Origin of the sequence: Actinophytocola sp. (genome assembly GCF_035762905.1) — a bacterium.
GTDB lineage: Bacteria > Actinomycetota > Actinomycetes > Mycobacteriales > Pseudonocardiaceae > DASYTH01.
Genome location: NZ_DASUCC010000095.1, coordinates 181,056 through 198,072, shown reverse-complemented (window position 1 = coordinate 198,072; position 17,017 = coordinate 181,056). Strand labels below are relative to the sequence as shown.

The window sequence follows — 17,017 nt, the reverse complement described above, 5'->3', positions numbered from 1 at the left end:
TGTCCGCCGAGCAAGGAGTTTCCGTGGTCCAGCCGATCTCACCGTCCGCCGCAGCCGCACCGCGCGTGCTGGTGCCGGCGGGAACGACGGCCGGCGCGGCGGTGCGCGACGCGGGACTGCCGGGCAAGGGGCCGGACGCCGTGGTCGTGGTCCGGGACGGCGAGGGGCGGTTGCGGGACCTGGCCTGGACGCCGGAGCGCGACACCGAGGTGGCGGCGGTGGCCGCGGACACCGAGGACGGGCGCAGCGTGATCCGGCACTCGTGCGCGCACGTGCTGGCCCAGGCGGTGCAACAGATGTTCCCGGAGGCCAAGCTGGGGATCGGGCCGCCGGTCAAGGACGGGTTCTACTACGACTTCGACGTCGAGCGGCCGTTCACCCCGGAGGATCTGCAGGCGCTGGAGAAGCGGATGAAGCAGATCATCAAGGGGGCTCAGCGGTTCTCCCGCCGCGTGCTGGAGTCGGTGGACGCGGCCAAGGCGGAGCTGACCGCGGAGCCGTACAAGCTCGAGCTGGTCGACATCAAGAGCGACGTGGACACCACCGAGGTGATGGAGGTCGGCGCGGGCGAGCTGACGATCTACGACAACCTCGATCCGCGCACCGGGGAGCGGGTCTGGGGCGACCTGTGCCGAGGTCCGCACGTGCCGACCACCAAGCACATCCCGGCGTTCACGCTGACCCGGGTGGCGGCGGCGTACTGGCGGGGCAGCGAGCAGAACCCGCAGCTGCAGCGGATCTACGGCACCGCGTGGGAGACGCAGGAGGCGCTGGACCACCACCTCGAGCTGATCGCCGAGGCCGAGCGCCGCGACCACCGCAGGCTGGGCGCAGAACTCGACCTGTTCAGCTTTCCCGAGGAGCTCGGCTCCGGCCTGCCGGTGTTCCATCCCAAGGGCGGCATCATCCGGCGGGAGCTGGAGAACTACTCCCGGCGCCGGCACGACGAGGCCGGCTACGAGTTCGTCAACACCCCGCACATCACCAAGGGCGGGCTGTTCCACACCTCCGGGCACCTGCCGTACTACGCGGACACCATGTTCCCGCCGATGCACCTCGAGGGTGAGGACTACTACCTCAAGGCCATGAACTGCCCGATGCACAACCTGATCTTCCGGTCCCGCGGGCGGTCCTACCGGGAGCTTCCGTTGCGGCTGTTCGAGTTCGGCGCGGTGTACCGGTACGAGAAGTCCGGTGTGGTGCACGGCCTGACCCGGGTGCGCGGGCTGACCATGGACGACTCGCACATCTACTGCAGCCGCGAGCAGATGCAGGGGGAGCTGCGCTCGCTGCTGGACTTCGTGCTGGACCTGTTGCGCGACTACGGTCTGAACGACTTCTACCTCGAACTGTCCACACGGGACGACTCGCCGAAGTTCGTCGGTGAGCCGCAGGAATGGGCGGAGGCGACCGAGGCGCTGCGCGAGGCGGCCGAGGCCTCCGGGCTGGAGCTGGTGCCGGACCCGGGTGGTGCGGCCTTCTACGGGCCGAAGATCTCCGTGCAGGCGCGCGACGCGATCGGTCGGACCTGGCAGATGTCCACGGTGCAGGTGGACTTCCAGCAGCCGAAGCGGTTCGGGCTGGAGTACACCGCGCCGGACGGCAGCCGGCAGCAGCCGGTGATGATCCACCGGGCGCTGTTCGGCTCGATCGAGCGGTTCTTCGGCATCCTCACCGAGCATTACGCCGGCGCGTTCCCGGCCTGGCTGGCGCCGGTGCAGGCGGTCGGCATCCCGATCGCCGACGAGCACGCCGAGCACCTGGTGCGCGTGGCGAAGGCGTTGCGGGCCAAGGGAATCCGGGTCGAGGTGGACACATCGGACGATCGGATGCAGAAGAAGATCCGCAACCACACCACGGCCAAGGTGCCGTTCCTGCTGCTGGCCGGCGGCAAGGACGTGGAGGCCGGCGCGGTGTCGTTCCGGTTCCGGGACGGCGGGCAGGTCAACGGCGTGCCGGTGGACCGGGCGGTGGAGGCGATCGAGGCCTGGATCGCGACCAGGAAGAACGTCTCGCCCTCGGCGGAGACGCTGGTCATTCCGGAATGAGTCACCCTTAGGATCGACGCATGACCGCTGGCGGTTGGTCCGGGCCCGAGCTCGTGGCGCAGGAGGGCGTCGGCGTTCCGGACGCCCTGCAGCGGCTGTGGACTCCGCACCGGATGGCCTACATCCTCGGCGAGAACAAGCCGGATCATGACGCCGCGGAGGGCTGCCCGTTCTGCCGGCTGATCGACCTCGAGGATGCCGAGGGCTTGATCATCGCGCGCGGTGCGCTGGTGTACGCGGTGCTCAACCTGTACCCGTACAACCCCGGCCATCTGATGGTGGTGCCCTACCGGCACGTGCCCGACTACACCGAGCTGACCCCGGCGGAGACCGTGGAGCTGGCCGAGTTCACCCAGCGGGCGATGGTGGTCGCCCGCCGGGTGTCCTCACCGCACGGGTTCAACATCGGCATGAACCAGGGGGTGATCGCCGGTGCCGGGATCGCCGCGCACCTGCACCAGCACCTGGTCCCGCGGTGGGGCGGGGACGCCAACTTCATGCCGGTGATCGGGCACACCAAGGTGCTGCCCCAGTTGCTCAGTGAGACCCGCGCGCTGCTGGCGAAGGCGTGGGCCGAGTAGGACTAGCCGGCGGCCGGCGTCCGCAGCGTGGCCTCGACGTCGATCACCAGCTCGATCTTGTCGGCGACCACGGCCAGGCCGTTGTTCACGCCCTCGAAGTTGACGTTGAAGTCCTTGCGGTTGATCTCGCCCTTGGCCGAAAGGCCGATCCGGGTGCCGCCCCACGGGTCGGCGCTGAACCCGTTGAGCTCGAAGGCCAGCGGAACCGGTCGGGTGACGTCCTTGATGGTCAGCTCGCCGTCCAGCACGAACTCGTCGCCGGCCTGGCGCAGGCCGGTGGACCGGAAGGTCATCTTCGGGAACTTCTCGACCTCGAAGAAGTCGGCCGAGCGCAGGTGGTTGTCCCGAGTCTCGTTGTTGGTGTTGACCGAGTTGAGGTCGATCGCGACCTCGACCGAGGAGTCCAGCGGGTTCTCGGCGGTGACGATGTGGCCATCGACGTCCTCGAACCGGCCGCGGACCTTGGTCACCACCAGATGCCGGACGACGAAGCCCACATAGCTGTGGGCCGGGTCGAAGTCCCAGGTGCCCGCGGTGTAGTCGGGGATCTGGAGCGTCGTGGCGCTGGTCATTTCGATTGCCTCCCGCAATTCGATTGAACTCTCAACCATGACCCTAGCAGGGCTGCGTTGAGCGTTCAACAAAAGCTAGAATGATGTCGTGGGTGTCACTCGGTGGCTGGACGACAGCGAGCAGGAGATCTGGCGCGCCTTCGTCACCGCGGTCGAGGGCCTGACCGACCACTTCGACCGCCAGCTCCAACGCGACTCGGCGATGCCCTACACCTACTACGAGATCCTGGTCGCGCTGTCCGAGGCGCCGAACCGCACGCTGCGGATGAGTGAGCTGGCCGGCGCGCGCGGGTCGTCGCGCAGCCGGCTCTCGCACGCCGTGGCCCGGCTCGAGGAGGTGGGCTGGGTGACCAGGCGCACCTGCCCGACCGACAAGCGCGGCTCGTACGCGGTGCTCACCGACGCCGGCTTCGCCGCGCTGGCGGCCGCGGCGCCCGGACACGTCACCGCCGTCCGGGAGCGGCTGTTCGACCAGTTGACCCCGGAACAGGTCAGCGCGCTCGGCGAGATCAGCAAGGCGATCCTGGCCGGACTCGGTTGCCGGGACCCGCGCCCGCCCGCCCGGTGATCCCGTTGCCCAAGACGACTGTCGGCCTCGGCTAGCCGCCCGACATTCGGCCGAGTGCCCAGCTCAGCTCGTTTATCAGCACCGCCCATTCCAGGGTCGCCGTGGGCGTCACCAGGCGGACCACGTACGTGTCGGGGGCGACCGAGAACACCTCCCGGCCGGTGGGGCTGCGCCGTTGGCTCACGTCGATCTTGTCGACCTGGATCTCCACGGCCTTGCGGCGCAGAAACCGAACGCCACCAACGACGGGAACGAAGTGGATCCGCTCCGGCGACAGTGTGGCCGTCCCGGCCCACCACTTCCCGGTCAACCCGTCGTGTGTGCCAGTGACCACACGAATGCTGCATTCCAGCCGATCGACCCTGTGCAGCCGCCTTGCGCGGCGGCGCTGCACGGCATGATCCGCTGTCGCGCCGGCCACCCCACCGACGAAGCTACCGACAATCTCGGACACCTGGTCCCTTCCGCTCACCCGGAGCCGCGAGTCTACGGCGACACTCCAGGGGAAACGCGGACACCTCGCTGCCTGCTCGTGGGGTGTAACCACCGGGCTTCGCCCCTCGGGACGCTCGCCGTTAGGCTCCGGTCCGCCTATGTTGAACATCTTCGCCAGAGCCTCGATATCCCGCGTCACCGACCCGGTCGGGGCGTGGGTGGTGCGCAGCGGCCTGTCGCCGAACGCGATGACCGTGATCGGCACGGCCGGCGCGGTCGCAGGCTCGCTCTGGCTGTTCCCCACCGGTCGGCTGCTCGCCGGGGCGTTCGTGGTGACGGCCTTCGCCATGTTCGACCTCTTGGACGGGGCGATGGCGCGGGCCCGCGGCGGCGGCACGAAGTTCGGCACCGTGTTGGACGCCACCTGCGACCGGATCGCCGACGGCGCGCTGCTGGCCGGGATCGCCTGGTACTGCTTCGTCGTCGCGCGGGACGACGCGCTGGCCGCCGCCACCCTGATCTGCCTGGTGCTGGCGCAGGTGACCTCCTACATCAAGGCCCGGGCCGAGGCGACCGGGCTCACCGCGAACGTCGGTCTGGTCGAGCGGGCCGAACGGCTGATCATCGTGCTCGGCGGGACCGGGCTGACCGGATTCGGTGTGCCCTACGCCCTGGACGTGGCCATGTGGCTGCTGGTCGGGTTGTCCGTGATCACGGTGGCGCAGCGGATCATGGCGGTGTGGCGCTCGGCGGAGGGTGAACCGGACATGACGGAAGCGGAGAAGACGTGAGCAATTGGGGGCACCGCCTGACCGACTGGGCCTACGGCGCCGGCTGGGGCCTGGTGCGCCGGATGCCGGACGGCATGGCCGGCGCCTTGTTCCGCTCGGCCGCCGACCTCGCCGCCCGGCGTAACGGACGCGGCACCGCCCAGCTGCGCCGCAACCTGGCCCGGGTGGTTCCGCAGGCCGGCGCGGCCGAGCTGGACGAGCTGGTGCGCGCCGGGCTGCGCTCCTACGCCCGGTACTGGAAGGAGACCTTCCGGCTGCCGGCCATGGACCACAAGGCGATCTACCGGCAGGTCGACGACGTGATGGTGAACCGGGTGATGATCGACGAGGCGCTGGACCGGGGCAAGGGCCTGGTCATCGCCCTGCCGCACACCGGCAACTGGGACGTCTCCGGGATCTGGCTGGTCAACCACTCCGGCCCGTTCACCACGGTGGCCGAGCGGCTGCGGCCCGAGTCGGTGTTCCGCCGGTTCCTCGCCTTCCGCGAGTCGCTCGGCTTCGAGATCCTGCCGACCTCGGGCGGCGACGTGGCGCCCTACCGGACGCTGATCGAGCGGCTGCGGCAGAACCGGGTGGTCTGCCTGCCGGCCGACCGGGACCTGTCCCGGCGTGGCGTGCCGGTGACCTTCTTCGGCGAGCCGACCCGGATGCCGGCCGGACCGGCCCGGCTGGCCGCGATAACCGGAGCCACGCTGCTGATCGTGAACCAGAGCTTCACCGAGGACGGCTGGGGCCTCACCCTGCACACCCCGATGATCGTGCACGAGCGCGAGCAGATCCCGGCGGTCACCCAGCGGATGGCCGACGCGTTCGCCGCCGACATCGCGGCCAACCCGGTGGACTGGCACATGCTCCAGCCGCTGTGGATCTCCGACCTGCCGGACGAGCGGCAGCGGGTGCTGGCCGCGGCCGAGCCCGAGGCGGCCCCGTGAGGACCGGACCATGAAGATCGGGATCGTCTGCCCGTACTCCTTCGAGGTGCCCGGAGGGGTGCAGGCGCACGTCGTGGACCTGGCCAAGGCGCTTGGCGCGCTTGGCCACCAGGTCGAGGTGCTCGGCCCGGCCGGCGAGGAGACGCCGTTGCCCGACTTCGTCCGCCCGACCGGCCGGTCGGTGCGCATCCCGTACAACGGTTCGGTGGCCCGGCTGTCGTTCGGACCGGTGTCCTACACCCGGGTCCGCCGCTGGCTGCGTGAGCACGAGTTCGACGTGCTGCACCTGCACGAGCCGGTCGCGCCCAGCCTGTCGATGCAGGCGCTGATGCTGGCCGACGGTCCGGTCGTGGCCACCTTCCACACGTCAACGGCGCGGTCCCGTACGCTCTCGGCGCTGCAGGGCGTGCTGCGGCCGCGGCTGGAGAAGATCACCGCCCGGATCGCGGTGTCCGAGCTGGCCCGGCGGGTCCAGGTCGAGCACCTCGGCGGGAACGCGGTGGAGATCCCGAACGGGGTCGACGTCGGGTTCTTCGCCGGCGCCGAGCCGCTGCCCGGCTACCCGCACCCGGGCGGCACGGTCGGTTTCGTCGGACGGTTCGGCGAGCCGCGCAAGGGCATGACGGTGCTGATCGAGGCGATGCGCCGGCTCGAGTCCGAGCTGCCGGACGTGCGGTTGCTCGTGGTCGGCCGCGGCGACGAGGACGAGCTGCGCCGCATGGCCGGGCCCGGGCTGGCCGACCGGCTGGTGCTGCTCGGCCAGGTCGACGACGAGACCAAGGCGCGGGCACTGCGCGGCATCGAGGTGTACTGCGCGCCGAACACCGGCGGCGAGAGCTTCGGCATCATCCTCACCGAGGCGATGTCCGCAGGCGCCGCGGTGGTGGCCAGCGACCTGCCGGCGTTTCGCCGGGTGCTCGACGACGGCCGGGCCGGGGTGCTCACCCCGGTCGGCGACCCCGATGCCCTCGCCGTCGAGCTGCGCGGGCTGTTGACCGATCCGGGCCGGCGGGCCACGCTCACCGCGTCGGCCCGGCGCAGGGTCGCGGCGTACGACTGGTCGGTGGTGGCCGGCCAGGTGCTCCGGGTCTACGAACAGGCGATTGCCGCCTACCCGCGGCGGGTGGGCGAATCCGGACTGCCGGCATGATCATGCGCGGCAGGGGGGAGGGAGTGGCATGAGCATGAGCGCATTGGTCACGACCCTGGTCGTGCTGATCGTGGTGGCCCTGGTCGTGATCCCGTGGCTGGTCGGCACGGCCAACCGGCTGGACCGGCTGCACGTGCGCACGGATGCCGCCTGGGCGGCCCTGGACGCCGCGCTGGCCCGGCGCGCGGTGGTGGCCCGCGCGGTGGCCGCGGCCGGCTCGTTCGACCCGCGCGGCGCGGACACGCTGCGCTCGGTGGCCGAACGGGCCGAGCAGGCACCCCGGATGGACCGGGAGGCCGCCGAGAACGACCTCACCCTGCAGCTCGCCGCCGTCGACCGGGCGCACCTGCCGCTGGCGCTGTCCACCGAACTGGTGGACGCCGAGCAGCGGGTGGTGATCGCCCGGCGGGTGCACAACGACGCGGTGCGCGACACGCTGGCCCAGCGCCGCCGCCGGGCGGCGCGCTGGCTGCGGCTGGCCGGCAGTGCGCCACAGCCGGAGTACTTCGAGATCGTCGAGCCGGCGCTGGCCGGGGAACCGGACGCGGCGCCGATGCCCCGGCCGTCGGCCCGGGTGGTGTTGCTCGACGGGCGGGGCCGGGTGCTGCTGTTCAGCGGCCACGATCCCCGGCGGGCCGACGAGTCGTGGTGGTTCACCGTCGGCGGCGGCGTCGAGGCGGGGGAGAACCTGCGCGCGGCGGCCGCCAGGGAGCTGGTCGAGGAGACCGGGATCGCGTTACCGGACGAGGCGCTGATCGGGCCGATGTGGCGGCGCCGGGTGGTGTTCAGCTTCGACGGGCGCAGCTACGACGGCGAGGAGTGGTTCTTCCTGGCCACCCTGCCGCCGGTCAACGGCAAGCAGGTCGAGGTGCGGGTGAACACCGGCGGCTTCACCGACGTCGAGCGCCGGGTGGTGGACGGCCACCGGTGGTGGAGCGCCGAGGAACTGCGCTCCACCACGGAGACCGTCTACCCGGTGCAGCTCGGCGAGCTGCTGCCGGACCTGCTCACCACCCAGTGGGACGGCACGGTGCGCACCGTCCGGTAGGACCGCCCTAGTCCTTCTTGTCCTTCGCCAGGGCGTTCGCGGCGAGGGCGTCGGGCAGCGGGTCGAAACGGGTGAAGGAGCGGGTGAACGTGGCCGAGCCCGAGGTCATCGAGCGCAGGTCGATGGCGTAGCGCAGCAGCGCCGTTGCCGGGACCTCGGCGCGCACCCTGCTGTAGCCCGCGGCGCTGTCCGCCTCGGTGCCGAGCACCCGGCCGCGCCGGCTGGACAGGTCGCCGAGCACCGTGCCCAGGTGATCGTCGGGCAGCCGCACGACGACCTCGTCGATCGGCTCCAGCAGGGAGATCCGGCCGTTGCTCGCGGCGTCCTTGAGCGCAAGCGCGCCTGCGGTCTGGAACGCGGCGTCGGAGGAGTCCACGCTGTGCGCCTTGCCGTCGAACAGCGTCACCCGCAGATCCACCACCGGGAAGCCACCCACCAGGCCCTTGGTGAGCTGGGCCCGCACGCCCTTCTCCACGCTGCCGATGAACTGGTGGGGCACCGAGCCGCCGACCACCTTGTCCAGGAACTCGAACCCGCCGCCCACCGGCAGCGGCTCGACCTCGATGTCGCACACGGCGTACTGGCCGTGCCCGCCGGACTGCTTGACGTGCCGCCCGTGCCCGCGGGCCTTGCCGGCGAACGTCTCGCGCAGCGCCACCCTGACCGGCTCGGTGTCCACGTCCGCGCCGCCGGCCCGCAACCGGGCCAGCACCACGTCGGCGTGCGCCTCGCCCATGCACCACAACACCAACTGGTGGGTCTCGGCGTTGCGCTCAAGGCGCAGCGTCGGGTCCCCGGCGACCAGCCGGTTCAGGTTGCGGGACAAGGCATCCTCGTCGCTGCGGGTCTTGGCCACGATGGCCACCGGCAGCAGCGGCTCCGGCATCTGCCACGGGGTCATCAGCAGCGGCTTGTCCGGCGCCGAGACGGTGTCGCCGGTCTCCGCCGAGGTGACCTTGGTCAGCGCGCACACGTCGCCGGCCACGCAGTAGGGCACCTCGCGCAGGTTCGCCCCGAGTGGGGAGTAGATGTGCGCCACCCGCTCGTCCACGTCGTGGTCCTCGTGCCCGCGCTCGGCCATGCCGTGTCCGGACACGTGCACCGGCCGCTCCGGCCGCAGCGTTCCGGAGAACACCCGGACCAGCGAGACCCGACCGACGTAGGAGTCGACCGAGGTGCGGATCACCTCGGCGGCCAGCGGACCGTTGGGGTCGGCGGTCAGCTTGCCCTGCGGGTTGCCCTGCGGGTCGGTCACGTTCGGGATGCCGTGCTCGAGCGGCGAGGGGAACGCGCCGGCCAGCGCCTCCAGCACCTCGGCCAGGCCGAGCCCGGTCGCCGCGCAGACCGGGATCACCGGGTGGAACGAGCCCTTGGCCACGGCCGTCTCCAGGTCGGAGATCAGCGTCTCCGCCTCGATGGCCTCGCCCTCGAGGTACCGGTCCATCAGGGACTCGTCCTCGCTCTCGGCGATGATCCCTTCGATGAGCTGGTTCCGGGCATCGGTGATCTGGTCCAGGTCGGCCGAATCCGGGTCGGTGACCTTGGGTGGATAGCCGTCGGTGTAGTCGAAGTACCGCTGGGTGATCAGCCCGACGAGGCCCGGCTTCCCCCCGGAAGCCGGCAGGTAGAGCGGCATCACGCCGGCACCGAAGGCCTCCTGGCAGGCGGCCAGTTCGGCGGCGAGATCCGCACGCTGGTGGTCGAGCCTGGCGATCACGACGGCTCTCGGCATGCCGACCGCGGCACACTCCTCCCAGAGCGCGGTGGTGGCCGGGTCCACGCCCTCGGCGGCACTCACCACGAACAGGGCCGCGTCGGCGGCACGCAACCCGGCTCGGACCTCGCCCACGAAGTCCGCGTAGCCCGGTGTGTCGATCAGGTTGATCTTGACGCCGCCGTGCATGAGCGGCGCGACGGCCAGTCCGACCGAACGCTGCTGGCGCACAGCGGCGGGGTCGTGGTCGCAGACGGTGGTTCCGTCGGTGACGGAGCCGGCCCGGGAGATCACTCCCGCCGCGGTGAGAAGCGCCTCGGTCAACGTGGTCTTGCCCGACCCGGACGGGCCGACCAGAACGATGTTTCGCACCTTGGCGGGGTCGTCTACAGCGACCGCAGCTCCGCCGTCACCGTTGTCGGTACTTTTTGCAGCCATACCTCTCAACCTCCCGAACGAGACCGCGCTGTCTGGGGACCCCGGAGAAAACGATGTGGTCGATCCCACACCGTACGCCCGTTCAGGACAAGTCCTCCCTGCGTTCACCACTCACTCGTAGCAATCGGACAGGTACTCGGGACGCACTGGAGAGTGGCCTGGTGAGAACGCCCGGGATTGGCCCGGTTGACCGGTCCACGTCCGCCGTAACATCAGGTCAGAGAAGTTTCACGGGCAAGAGAATCGGAAGGTCAAAGTGTCTGACGTTCAGTCAACCGCCGCCCAGACCGGCACCGCGCGGGTCAAGCGCGGCATGGCGGAGATGCTCAAGGGCGGCGTGATCATGGACGTGGTCACCGCCGAGCAGGCCAAGATCGCCGAGGACGCCGGGGCGGTGGCGGTGATGGCGCTCGAGCGGGTGCCGGCCGACATCCGGGCCCAGGGCGGCGTCGCGCGGATGAGCGACCCGGACCTGATCGAGGCGATCATCAGCACGGTGTCCATCCCGGTGATGGCCAAGGCGCGCATCGGGCACTTCGTCGAGGCGCAGGTGTTGCAGGCGCTCGGTGTGGACTACGTCGACGAGTCCGAGGTGCTCACCCCGGCCGACTACGCCAACCACATCGACAAGTGGCAGTTCACCGTGCCGTTCGTGTGCGGTGCGACCAATCTCGGCGAGGCGCTGCGACGGATCACCGAGGGCGCGGCCATGATCCGGTCCAAGGGCGAGGCGGGCACCGGCGACGTGTCCAACGCGACCACGCACATGCGGCAGATCCGCGCGGAGATCCGCCGGCTCACCTCGCTGCCGGAGGACGAGCTCTTCGTTGCGGCCAAGGAACTGCAGGCGCCCTACGAACTGGTCCGCGAGGTGGCCACCCTCGGCAAGCTGCCGGTGGTGCTGTTCACCGCGGGCGGGATCGCCACGCCGGCCGACGCGGCGATGATGATGCAGCTCGGTGCCGAGGGCGTGTTCGTCGGTTCCGGCATCTTCAAGTCCGGCGACCCGGCGCGGCGTGCCGAGGCGATCGTCAAGGCCACCACGTTCTTCGACGACCCGGACGTGATCGCCAAGGTGTCCCGCGGTCTTGGCGAGGCCATGGTGGGGATCAACGTGGACGACATCCCGCAGCCGCACCGGCTGGCCGACCGCGGCTGGTAGTTCTCCTACACGTGCTCGGAGATCATCACGGCCGCCGTGCCCGGCTCGAGGGCCTGGAACACGTGCGCGAGGTCTCCGGGATAGGCGACGTAGTCGCCGGGGGCCAGCTCGACCGGATCCTCGGCGAGGCCGACGAGGGCCCGCCCGGCGGCGAGCACCACGTGCTCGACCACCCCGGGCATGTGCGGTTCGGACGTCTTGGCCTGGCCGGGTTCCGCGGTGATCAGGTAGAGGTCACGGCGGGCGTTGGGCGGGCAGGAGGCCAGCAGGGTGGCCACGTAGCTGGCCCGCTCGGAGTACACGGCCGGGCCCTCGCCGGCGCGGATCACCTGGACCCGCGGCCGGGGCGGGTCGACCAGCCGGCTGAACGGCACGTCGAGCGCGACGGACAGCGCCCAGAGCGTCTCCACGCTCGGGTTGCCGGCGCCGGACTCGAGCTGGGACAGCGTCGACTTGGCGATGCCGGCGCGCTTGGCCACCTCGGACAGCGACAGTCCGACCCGGGTCCGCTCGCGGCGCAAGGCGTGGGCGATCACGTCGAGCGGGGCACCCCGCTGCGGCTCGGTCATCGACGCCTCGCGTTCGGTAGAGAAGTCCATCCGTTCGCCTTGACGAACGCCAGGGCGTGCGTTCATTGTAGGAGTCATGCGTTCGTTATGGCGAACCCTGGATCGGAGCCTGGTCCGGGACGTGCTTGCCGTCGCCGCGGCGGTGGCCGCGGTCGGCATGTCGTTCGGCGCCATCGCGGTGTCGGCCGGCCTGCCCGCCTGGCAGCCGGTGCTGCTGTCCGTGCTGGTGTTCGCGGGCGGTTCGCAGTTCCTGGCGGTCGGCGTGATCGCGGCCGGCGGCGCCCCGCTGGCCGCGGTGCTCGGTGGTCTGGTGCTCAACGCCCGGCACCTGCCGTTCGGGCTGGCCATCGGGGGGACCATCGGCAGGGGCCGGCTGCTCGGCAGCCATCTGATGACCGACGAGTCGGTCGCGTTCGCCCTGGCCCAGCGCGACCCGGCGCGCGCCCGGACGGCCTACTGGACCTGCGGGGTGGCCCTGTTCACCGCCTGGAACCTTGGCACCGTGGCCGGCGTCCTGGTCGGCTCGGCGATCGGCGACCCGGCGGCCTTCGGGCTGGACGCGGCGTTCCCGGCGGCCCTGCTCGCCCTGGTGCTGCCCGGCCTGCGCGACCCGGCCACCCGGCGGCCGGCCCTGCTCGGCGGCGCGATCGCGCTGGCCGCGAGCCCGTTCCTGCCGCCAGGAGTGCCGGTGCTGCTGGCCCTGGCCGGCCTGGTGGCGGTGCCGCGCAGGCGGGCGGTGCTGGCATGAACATCGTCGCCGTGCTGGTACTGGCCGCCGGCACCTACGCGTTCCGGGTGGCCGGGCCGCTGCTGCGGGACCGGTTCGAGGTGCCGGACCGGATCCGGCGGCTGCTGTCCACCGCCGCGGTCGTGCTGCTGTTCGCGCTGATCGCCACCGCCGCCCTGATGGACGGGCAGCGCTTCGCCGGCTTCGCGCTGCCGGCCGGAGTGCTCGCCGGCGGGGTGCTGGCCTGGCGGCGGGCGCCGTTCATCGTCGTGGTCCTGGTCGCCGCCGGGGTCACCGCCGGGCTGCGACTGCTCGGCGTCCCGTGACGTTTACGCTGGATACCGGAGGTGGAACGGTGGCTCGACCACTGGTCGGAGTGCTTGCCCTGCAGGGCGACGTGCGTGAGCACGCGCACGCCGTGCGGGCCAGCGGCGCCGAGTTCGTCGCGGTCCGCAGGGAGAGCGAGCTGTCCGATGTGGACGGACTGGTGATCCCGGGCGGCGAGTCGACGACGATCTCGCGGCTGCTGGACACGTTCGAGCTGCTCGAGCCGGTGCGCAAACGGATCGCCGACGGGCTGCCCGTGTACGGCTCGTGTGCCGGGATGATTCTGCTGGCCACGACCGTGCTTGGCGGCCGGCCGGACCAGCACCAGCTCGGCGGGCTGGACATCACCGTCCGGCGCAACGCCTTCGGCCGGCAGGTCGACTCGTTCGAGGAGGACCTTGAGCTGACCGGCGTGGCCGGCGGGCCGGTCCGGGCGGTGTTCATCCGGGCCCCATGGGTCGAATCGGCGTCGTCCGAGGTGGAGGTCCTCGGCACGGTGCCGGACGTGCCGGGCGCCGGTCCGGCCGCCGGTAGGATCGTTGCCGTTCGGCAGGGGGCCACGCTCGCCACGGCGTTCCATCCGGAGCTGACCGGTGACATCCGGGTGCACCGCCTCTTCGTGGATATGGTCCGCGCTGCCGCGTGAGGTTACGGAGGAGAGATGAGCGGCCACTCCAAGTGGGCCACGACCAAGCACAAGAAGGCCGCACTCGACGCCAAACGAGGCAAGCTGTTCGCCAAGTTGATCAAGAACATCGAGGTGGCCGCGCGAACCGGGGGCGGCGACCCCGAGGGCAACCCGACGCTGTTCGACGCCATCCAGAAGGCCAAGAAGAACTCGGTGCCGCAGGACAACATCGAGCGCGCCCGCAAGCGCGGCGGCGGTGAGGAGGCCGGCGGCGCCGACTGGCAGACCATCATGTACGAGGGCTACGCCCCCAGCGGCGTGGCGGTGCTGGTCGAGTGCCTCACCGACAACCGCAACCGTGCCGCAGGCGAGGTGCGTACCGCGATGACCCGCAATGGCGGCTCGATGGCCGACCCGGGCTCGGTGGCCTACCTGTTCAACCGCAAGGGCGTGGTGATCCTGCCCAAGAACGAACTGTCCGAGGACGACGTGCTGATGGCCGTCCTGGACGCGGGCGCGGAGGAGGTCAACGACCTCGGCGACACCTTCGAGGTGGTCTCCGAGGCCACCGACCTGGTCAACGTGCGCACCGCCCTGCAGTCCGCCGGCTACGACTACGAGTCCGCCGAGGCCAGCTTCCTCCCCTCGGTCTCGGTCCCGCTCGACGTCGACGGCGCCCGCAAGGTCTTCCGCCTCATCGACGCCCTCGAAGACTGCGACGACGTGCAGAACGTCTACGCCAACTTCGACGTCTCCGACGAGGTGATGGAAGCGGTCGGCTGACCAGTGGCGGAGGAACTGCCCGAAGAGCAGGAAGCCCTGCGGCGGTGGCTGGAGGGGCAGGCCGAGCAGCACGGGTTCGCGACCGTTGAGGTGGGGGCGGACGAGTTCGGGGCCGGGTACGTGTTCTCGGTCGGGGCATGGCGCGGCTTCGGGGTGCCGGAGGCGGTGATCATCGGGCTGCCCGAGGGCATGGGGCGGATGCTGCTGAACACGTACCTGCGCCGGGCCCGGGAGGGGGAGCGGTTCGCGCTCGGCAAGCCGTACCACGACTTCTTCGACAACGCGCCGGTGGTGTTCGAACGGGTCACCCGCGGCCACTACCCGGAGTTCTTCGGCAGCGCGCTGCTGATGTATCCGAACGGCGACTTCCCGGCGGTACAACTCATCGTCGCCACCCCCCAAGGGAAATGGCCGTGGGAGGCCGACGCGCCGGCCGGGTTCGCCGACCACCAACCGGTACTCACCCAGAGCGGGACGCCGGAAAGCTGGATTCCCGGGGTCGACGGGCCTTAGCCTGGTCCAAACTTTGCTAAAGCATTTTGCCCGTGCCTGAACCGTTTCCGGTCCGCCGTCGTAAATGCGCAGGGGTGAGCTTGTCGGACTGGGAGGCGGCTCATGGTCACGAGAACCGACTACCTCGTCATCGGCGCTGGTCCGGCCGGCTTACAACTCGGGTACTTTCTCGAGCGCGCCGGGCGGGACTATCTGATCCTCGAGGCCGGACCCACCGCCGGGACCTTCTTCCGCACCTTCCCCCGACACCGTCAGCTGCTCTCGATCAACAAACAGCACACCGGCTCCAGTGACCCGGAGCTCAACCTCCGGATGGACTGGAACTCGTTGCTTTCCGACCGGGAACGCCTGCTGTTCACCCGCTACACCGAGCGCTATTTTCCGGACGCCGACACGATGGTGCGTTACCTCAGCGACTTCGCCGAGGCGCTCGGTCTCAATATCCATTACGGCTGCCGGGTGATCCGGGTAACCCGAGAGGAGTATTTCCACGTCGTCGATCAGCACGGCTCGGAGTACGAGGCGCCGTTGCTGATCGTCGCCACCGGCCCGTCGAAGCCGTACGTGCCGGACATTCCCGGGATCGAGACGGCCGAGCTGTACGGCACGGTCACGGTGAACCCGCGGGACTTTCTCGATCAGCGGGTGCTCATCGTCGGCCGGGGCAACTCCGCGTTCGAGACCGCCGAGAACCTGGTCGAGACCGCGGCGGTGATCCACCTCGCCGGACCGAGCTCGGTCGGCATGACCTGGCGCAGCCACCACATCGGGCACCTGCGCGAAGCCTTGCTGGAGGGGCATATCCGCCGGATCGACCGGGCCGACGACGGCTACCTGGTCACGGTCAGCCTGTCCCGGTGCGACAAGGGCGCCCAGCGCATCCCGTACGACCGGGTGATCGTCTGCACCGGCTTCCGGTTCGACAACTCGATCTTCGCCGAGGACTGCCGGCCGGAACTGGTGATCGACGATCGGTTCCCGGCGCTCACCTCGGAGTGGGAGTCGGTGAACGTGCCCGACCTCTACTTCGCCGGCAGCCTCATGCAGGTGCGCGACTTCAAGCGGTCCACAACCGGCTTCATCCACGGTTTCCGGTACTGCGTCAAGGCCCTGCACCGGATCATGGAGCAGCGCTACCACGACGTTCCCTGGCCGCCGAGGGGACTGCCGGCGGACCCGGAGGCGCTGGCGGTCGCGGTGCTCTGCCGGGCGAACCGGACCTCCGCGCTGTGGCAGCAGTTCGGCCGGCTGTGCGACCTGGTGGTGCTTGAGGGCGCCGAGGTGGCCTACTACGAGGAACTGCCGGTCGATTACGTGCACGAGGGCCGGGTGGCCAGCCGGGAGAACTTCTTCACCGTGACCCTGGAGTACACCGCCGACGCGGCGCTGCACCCGGTGGTGCGGCACTACCGGCAGGGGCGACTCCTCGCCGAGCACCACGTCGCGGAGAACATCGACAACGACTGGACCAGCGAGGTGGCGCACCGCGACCCGCTGCGCGCCTTCTTCGGTGACGAGCTGGAAGCCGTCGCCGTTTACCGATAACCGGTCAACGGCACAACGCGCGGATCCGGTCCGCGTGCGCCGGATACCGCGTGCACAACGGCTCCACTCCGGCGAACTCGACGCAGTCGTCGGTGTACGGCGGAACCACGACGGTGCCCATCAGCGTCCACGCACCCAGGCTCACCGAGCCCTGCCACACGCCCGGCGGTACGACCACCTGCGGTCGCTGCCCGGCGCCGACATCGGGTCCGAGCACCGGTTCGCTGACCCGGTCGCCGTCGAGCAGCAGCAGCCGGGCCGGCGCGCCCGCGTGATAGCTGTAGATCTCCAACCGGTCCAACCGGTGCAGCGCGGAGAACTCCGGCGCCGCCAGCAGGTAGTAGATCGCCGAGCATTCCGCGCCGCGCCAGCTCTGGCTCCACCGCCCGCCCTCGGTGGGCAGCTCGCGGAGACCCAGCTCGGTCACGATCTGTGTCGGATTCGGCAGATCTGGCACGTCGGCAGGTTACGCAACGCTTACCTGGT

At 70.6% G+C, this 17,017-nt stretch carries 19 protein-coding genes; 14 read left to right on the top strand and 5 right to left on the bottom strand.

Annotated elements, in window-relative coordinates; genetic code table 11:
* The first annotated feature begins 23 nt into the window (after positions 1-23).
* Both thrS and VFV67_RS19720 read left to right on the top strand, forming a co-directional pair.
* The gene (gene thrS, locus VFV67_RS19725) at positions 24-2,048 is read left to right on the top strand and encodes a threonine--tRNA ligase (RefSeq protein ID WP_326471952.1); all 2,025 of its coding nucleotides are present in this window, start codon (positions 24-26) and stop codon (positions 2,046-2,048) included.
* A 20-nt stretch (positions 2,049-2,068) separates the two neighbouring features.
* Complete coding sequence (locus VFV67_RS19720) at positions 2,069-2,629, top strand: HIT domain-containing protein (protein WP_326471950.1); 561 nt, start codon at positions 2,069-2,071, stop codon at positions 2,627-2,629.
* Positions 2,630-2,631: 2 nt separating this feature from the next.
* Here VFV67_RS19720 and VFV67_RS19715 read toward each other — a convergent pair whose 3' ends face one another.
* Positions 2,632-3,201 (bottom strand): YceI family protein, encoded by a 570-nt coding sequence (locus tag VFV67_RS19715; protein ID WP_326471949.1) that lies wholly within the window; start codon positions 3,199-3,201, stop codon positions 2,632-2,634.
* 88 nt (positions 3,202-3,289) lie between these two features.
* On the opposite strand from VFV67_RS19715, the gene VFV67_RS19710 reads away from it, so the two are divergent.
* Positions 3,290-3,769: a MarR family winged helix-turn-helix transcriptional regulator gene (locus VFV67_RS19710; RefSeq protein ID WP_326471948.1), complete on the top strand. Its 480-nt coding sequence runs from the start codon at positions 3,290-3,292 to the stop codon at positions 3,767-3,769.
* A 31-nt stretch (positions 3,770-3,800) separates the two neighbouring features.
* On the opposite strand, the gene VFV67_RS19705 is transcribed toward VFV67_RS19710, so the two are convergent.
* On the bottom strand, positions 3,801-4,223 hold the full coding sequence (locus tag VFV67_RS19705) for a hypothetical protein (protein WP_326471947.1): 423 nt from the start codon (positions 4,221-4,223) through the stop codon (positions 3,801-3,803).
* Positions 4,224-4,362: 139 nt separating this feature from the next.
* Between VFV67_RS19705 and pgsA the strand changes: the two genes are divergently transcribed.
* Genes pgsA through VFV67_RS19685 form a run of 4 tightly spaced genes read left to right on the top strand, consistent with a single transcriptional unit; the run spans position 4,363 to position 8,125 of the window.
* Positions 4,363-4,995, top strand: a complete 633-nt coding sequence (pgsA, locus tag VFV67_RS19700) for a phosphatidylinositol phosphate synthase (RefSeq protein WP_326471946.1) — start codon at positions 4,363-4,365, stop codon at positions 4,993-4,995.
* A complete protein-coding gene (locus VFV67_RS19695) occupies positions 4,992-5,927 on the top strand; it encodes a phosphatidylinositol mannoside acyltransferase (RefSeq protein WP_326471944.1) in 936 nt (311 codons plus the stop codon). The genes pgsA and VFV67_RS19695 overlap by 4 nt, the downstream gene beginning before the upstream one ends.
* A gap of 10 nt (positions 5,928-5,937) precedes the next feature.
* Entirely contained in the window at positions 5,938-7,077 is a 1,140-nt protein-coding gene (locus VFV67_RS19690; protein WP_326471942.1) for a glycosyltransferase family 4 protein, read from the top strand.
* Positions 7,078-7,111: 34 nt separating this feature from the next.
* Positions 7,112-8,125: an NUDIX hydrolase gene (locus tag VFV67_RS19685; RefSeq protein WP_326471941.1), complete on the top strand. Its 1,014-nt coding sequence runs from the start codon at positions 7,112-7,114 to the stop codon at positions 8,123-8,125.
* A gap of 7 nt (positions 8,126-8,132) precedes the next feature.
* Here VFV67_RS19685 and VFV67_RS19680 read toward each other — a convergent pair whose 3' ends face one another.
* Positions 8,133-10,277 carry an elongation factor G-like protein EF-G2 gene (locus VFV67_RS19680; protein ID WP_326471940.1) on the bottom strand — a complete coding sequence of 715 codons (2,145 nt, stop codon included), beginning with the start codon at positions 10,275-10,277 and terminating at the stop codon, positions 8,133-8,135.
* Positions 10,278-10,533: 256 nt separating this feature from the next.
* Between VFV67_RS19680 and pdxS the strand changes: the two genes are divergently transcribed.
* Entirely contained in the window at positions 10,534-11,439 is a 906-nt protein-coding gene (gene pdxS / locus VFV67_RS19675) for a pyridoxal 5'-phosphate synthase lyase subunit PdxS (RefSeq protein WP_326471938.1), read from the top strand.
* A 5-nt stretch (positions 11,440-11,444) separates the two neighbouring features.
* Here pdxS and VFV67_RS19670 read toward each other — a convergent pair whose 3' ends face one another.
* Complete coding sequence (locus VFV67_RS19670) at positions 11,445-12,038, bottom strand: helix-turn-helix domain-containing protein (protein WP_414636294.1); 594 nt, start codon at positions 12,036-12,038, stop codon at positions 11,445-11,447.
* A gap of 46 nt (positions 12,039-12,084) precedes the next feature.
* On the opposite strand from VFV67_RS19670, the gene VFV67_RS19665 reads away from it, so the two are divergent.
* From VFV67_RS19665 to VFV67_RS19640, 6 genes are all read left to right on the top strand, one after another.
* Positions 12,085-12,756 (top strand): AzlC family ABC transporter permease, encoded by a 672-nt coding sequence (locus VFV67_RS19665; protein WP_326471936.1) that lies wholly within the window; start codon positions 12,085-12,087, stop codon positions 12,754-12,756.
* The gene (locus VFV67_RS19660; RefSeq protein ID WP_326471934.1) at positions 12,753-13,061 is read left to right on the top strand and encodes an AzlD domain-containing protein; all 309 of its coding nucleotides are present in this window, start codon (positions 12,753-12,755) and stop codon (positions 13,059-13,061) included. The genes VFV67_RS19665 and VFV67_RS19660 overlap by 4 nt, the downstream gene beginning before the upstream one ends.
* A 29-nt stretch (positions 13,062-13,090) precedes the next feature.
* The gene (gene pdxT / locus VFV67_RS19655; protein ID WP_326471932.1) at positions 13,091-13,708 is read left to right on the top strand and encodes a pyridoxal 5'-phosphate synthase glutaminase subunit PdxT; all 618 of its coding nucleotides are present in this window, start codon (positions 13,091-13,093) and stop codon (positions 13,706-13,708) included.
* Positions 13,709-13,723: 15 nt separating this feature from the next.
* Complete coding sequence (locus tag VFV67_RS19650; RefSeq protein ID WP_326471930.1) at positions 13,724-14,473, top strand: YebC/PmpR family DNA-binding transcriptional regulator; 750 nt, start codon at positions 13,724-13,726, stop codon at positions 14,471-14,473.
* Positions 14,474-14,476: 3 nt separating this feature from the next.
* Complete coding sequence (locus VFV67_RS19645; protein ID WP_326471928.1) at positions 14,477-14,986, top strand: DUF4262 domain-containing protein; 510 nt, start codon at positions 14,477-14,479, stop codon at positions 14,984-14,986.
* A gap of 102 nt (positions 14,987-15,088) precedes the next feature.
* Positions 15,089-16,531, top strand: coding sequence for an NAD(P)-binding domain-containing protein (locus VFV67_RS19640; RefSeq protein ID WP_326471927.1), 1,443 nt, complete (start codon positions 15,089-15,091; stop codon positions 16,529-16,531).
* A gap of 4 nt (positions 16,532-16,535) precedes the next feature.
* On the opposite strand, the gene VFV67_RS19635 is transcribed toward VFV67_RS19640, so the two are convergent.
* The gene (locus VFV67_RS19635; RefSeq protein ID WP_326472032.1) at positions 16,536-16,979 is read right to left on the bottom strand and encodes a cupin domain-containing protein; all 444 of its coding nucleotides are present in this window, start codon (positions 16,977-16,979) and stop codon (positions 16,536-16,538) included.
* Between the last annotated feature and the right edge of the window lie 38 nt (positions 16,980-17,017).

Excerpts from the sequence above, each read along its gene's own strand:
- VFV67_RS19670 (WP_414636294.1), bottom strand. The coding sequence starts at position 12,038 with ATGGACTTCTCTACCGAACGCGAGGCGTCGATGACCGAGCCGCAGCGG.
- VFV67_RS19650 (WP_326471930.1), top strand. The coding sequence starts at position 13,724 with ATGAGCGGCCACTCCAAGTGGGCCACGACCAAGCACAAGAAGGCCGCA.
- VFV67_RS19715 (WP_326471949.1), bottom strand. The coding sequence starts at position 3,201 with ATGACCAGCGCCACGACGCTCCAGATCCCCGACTACACCGCGGGCACC.
- VFV67_RS19685 (WP_326471941.1), top strand. The coding sequence starts at position 7,112 with ATGAGCGCATTGGTCACGACCCTGGTCGTGCTGATCGTGGTGGCCCTG.
- VFV67_RS19720 (WP_326471950.1), top strand. The coding sequence starts at position 2,069 with ATGACCGCTGGCGGTTGGTCCGGGCCCGAGCTCGTGGCGCAGGAGGGC.
- VFV67_RS19690 (WP_326471942.1), top strand. The coding sequence starts at position 5,938 with ATGAAGATCGGGATCGTCTGCCCGTACTCCTTCGAGGTGCCCGGAGGG.
- pgsA (WP_326471946.1), top strand. The coding sequence starts at position 4,363 with ATGTTGAACATCTTCGCCAGAGCCTCGATATCCCGCGTCACCGACCCG.
- VFV67_RS19640 (WP_326471927.1), top strand. The coding sequence starts at position 15,089 with ATGGTCACGAGAACCGACTACCTCGTCATCGGCGCTGGTCCGGCCGGC.
- VFV67_RS19680 (WP_326471940.1), bottom strand. The coding sequence starts at position 10,277 with ATGGCTGCAAAAAGTACCGACAACGGTGACGGCGGAGCTGCGGTCGCT.
- VFV67_RS19665 (WP_326471936.1), top strand. The coding sequence starts at position 12,085 with ATGCGTTCGTTATGGCGAACCCTGGATCGGAGCCTGGTCCGGGACGTG.
- VFV67_RS19660 (WP_326471934.1), top strand. The coding sequence starts at position 12,753 with ATGAACATCGTCGCCGTGCTGGTACTGGCCGCCGGCACCTACGCGTTC.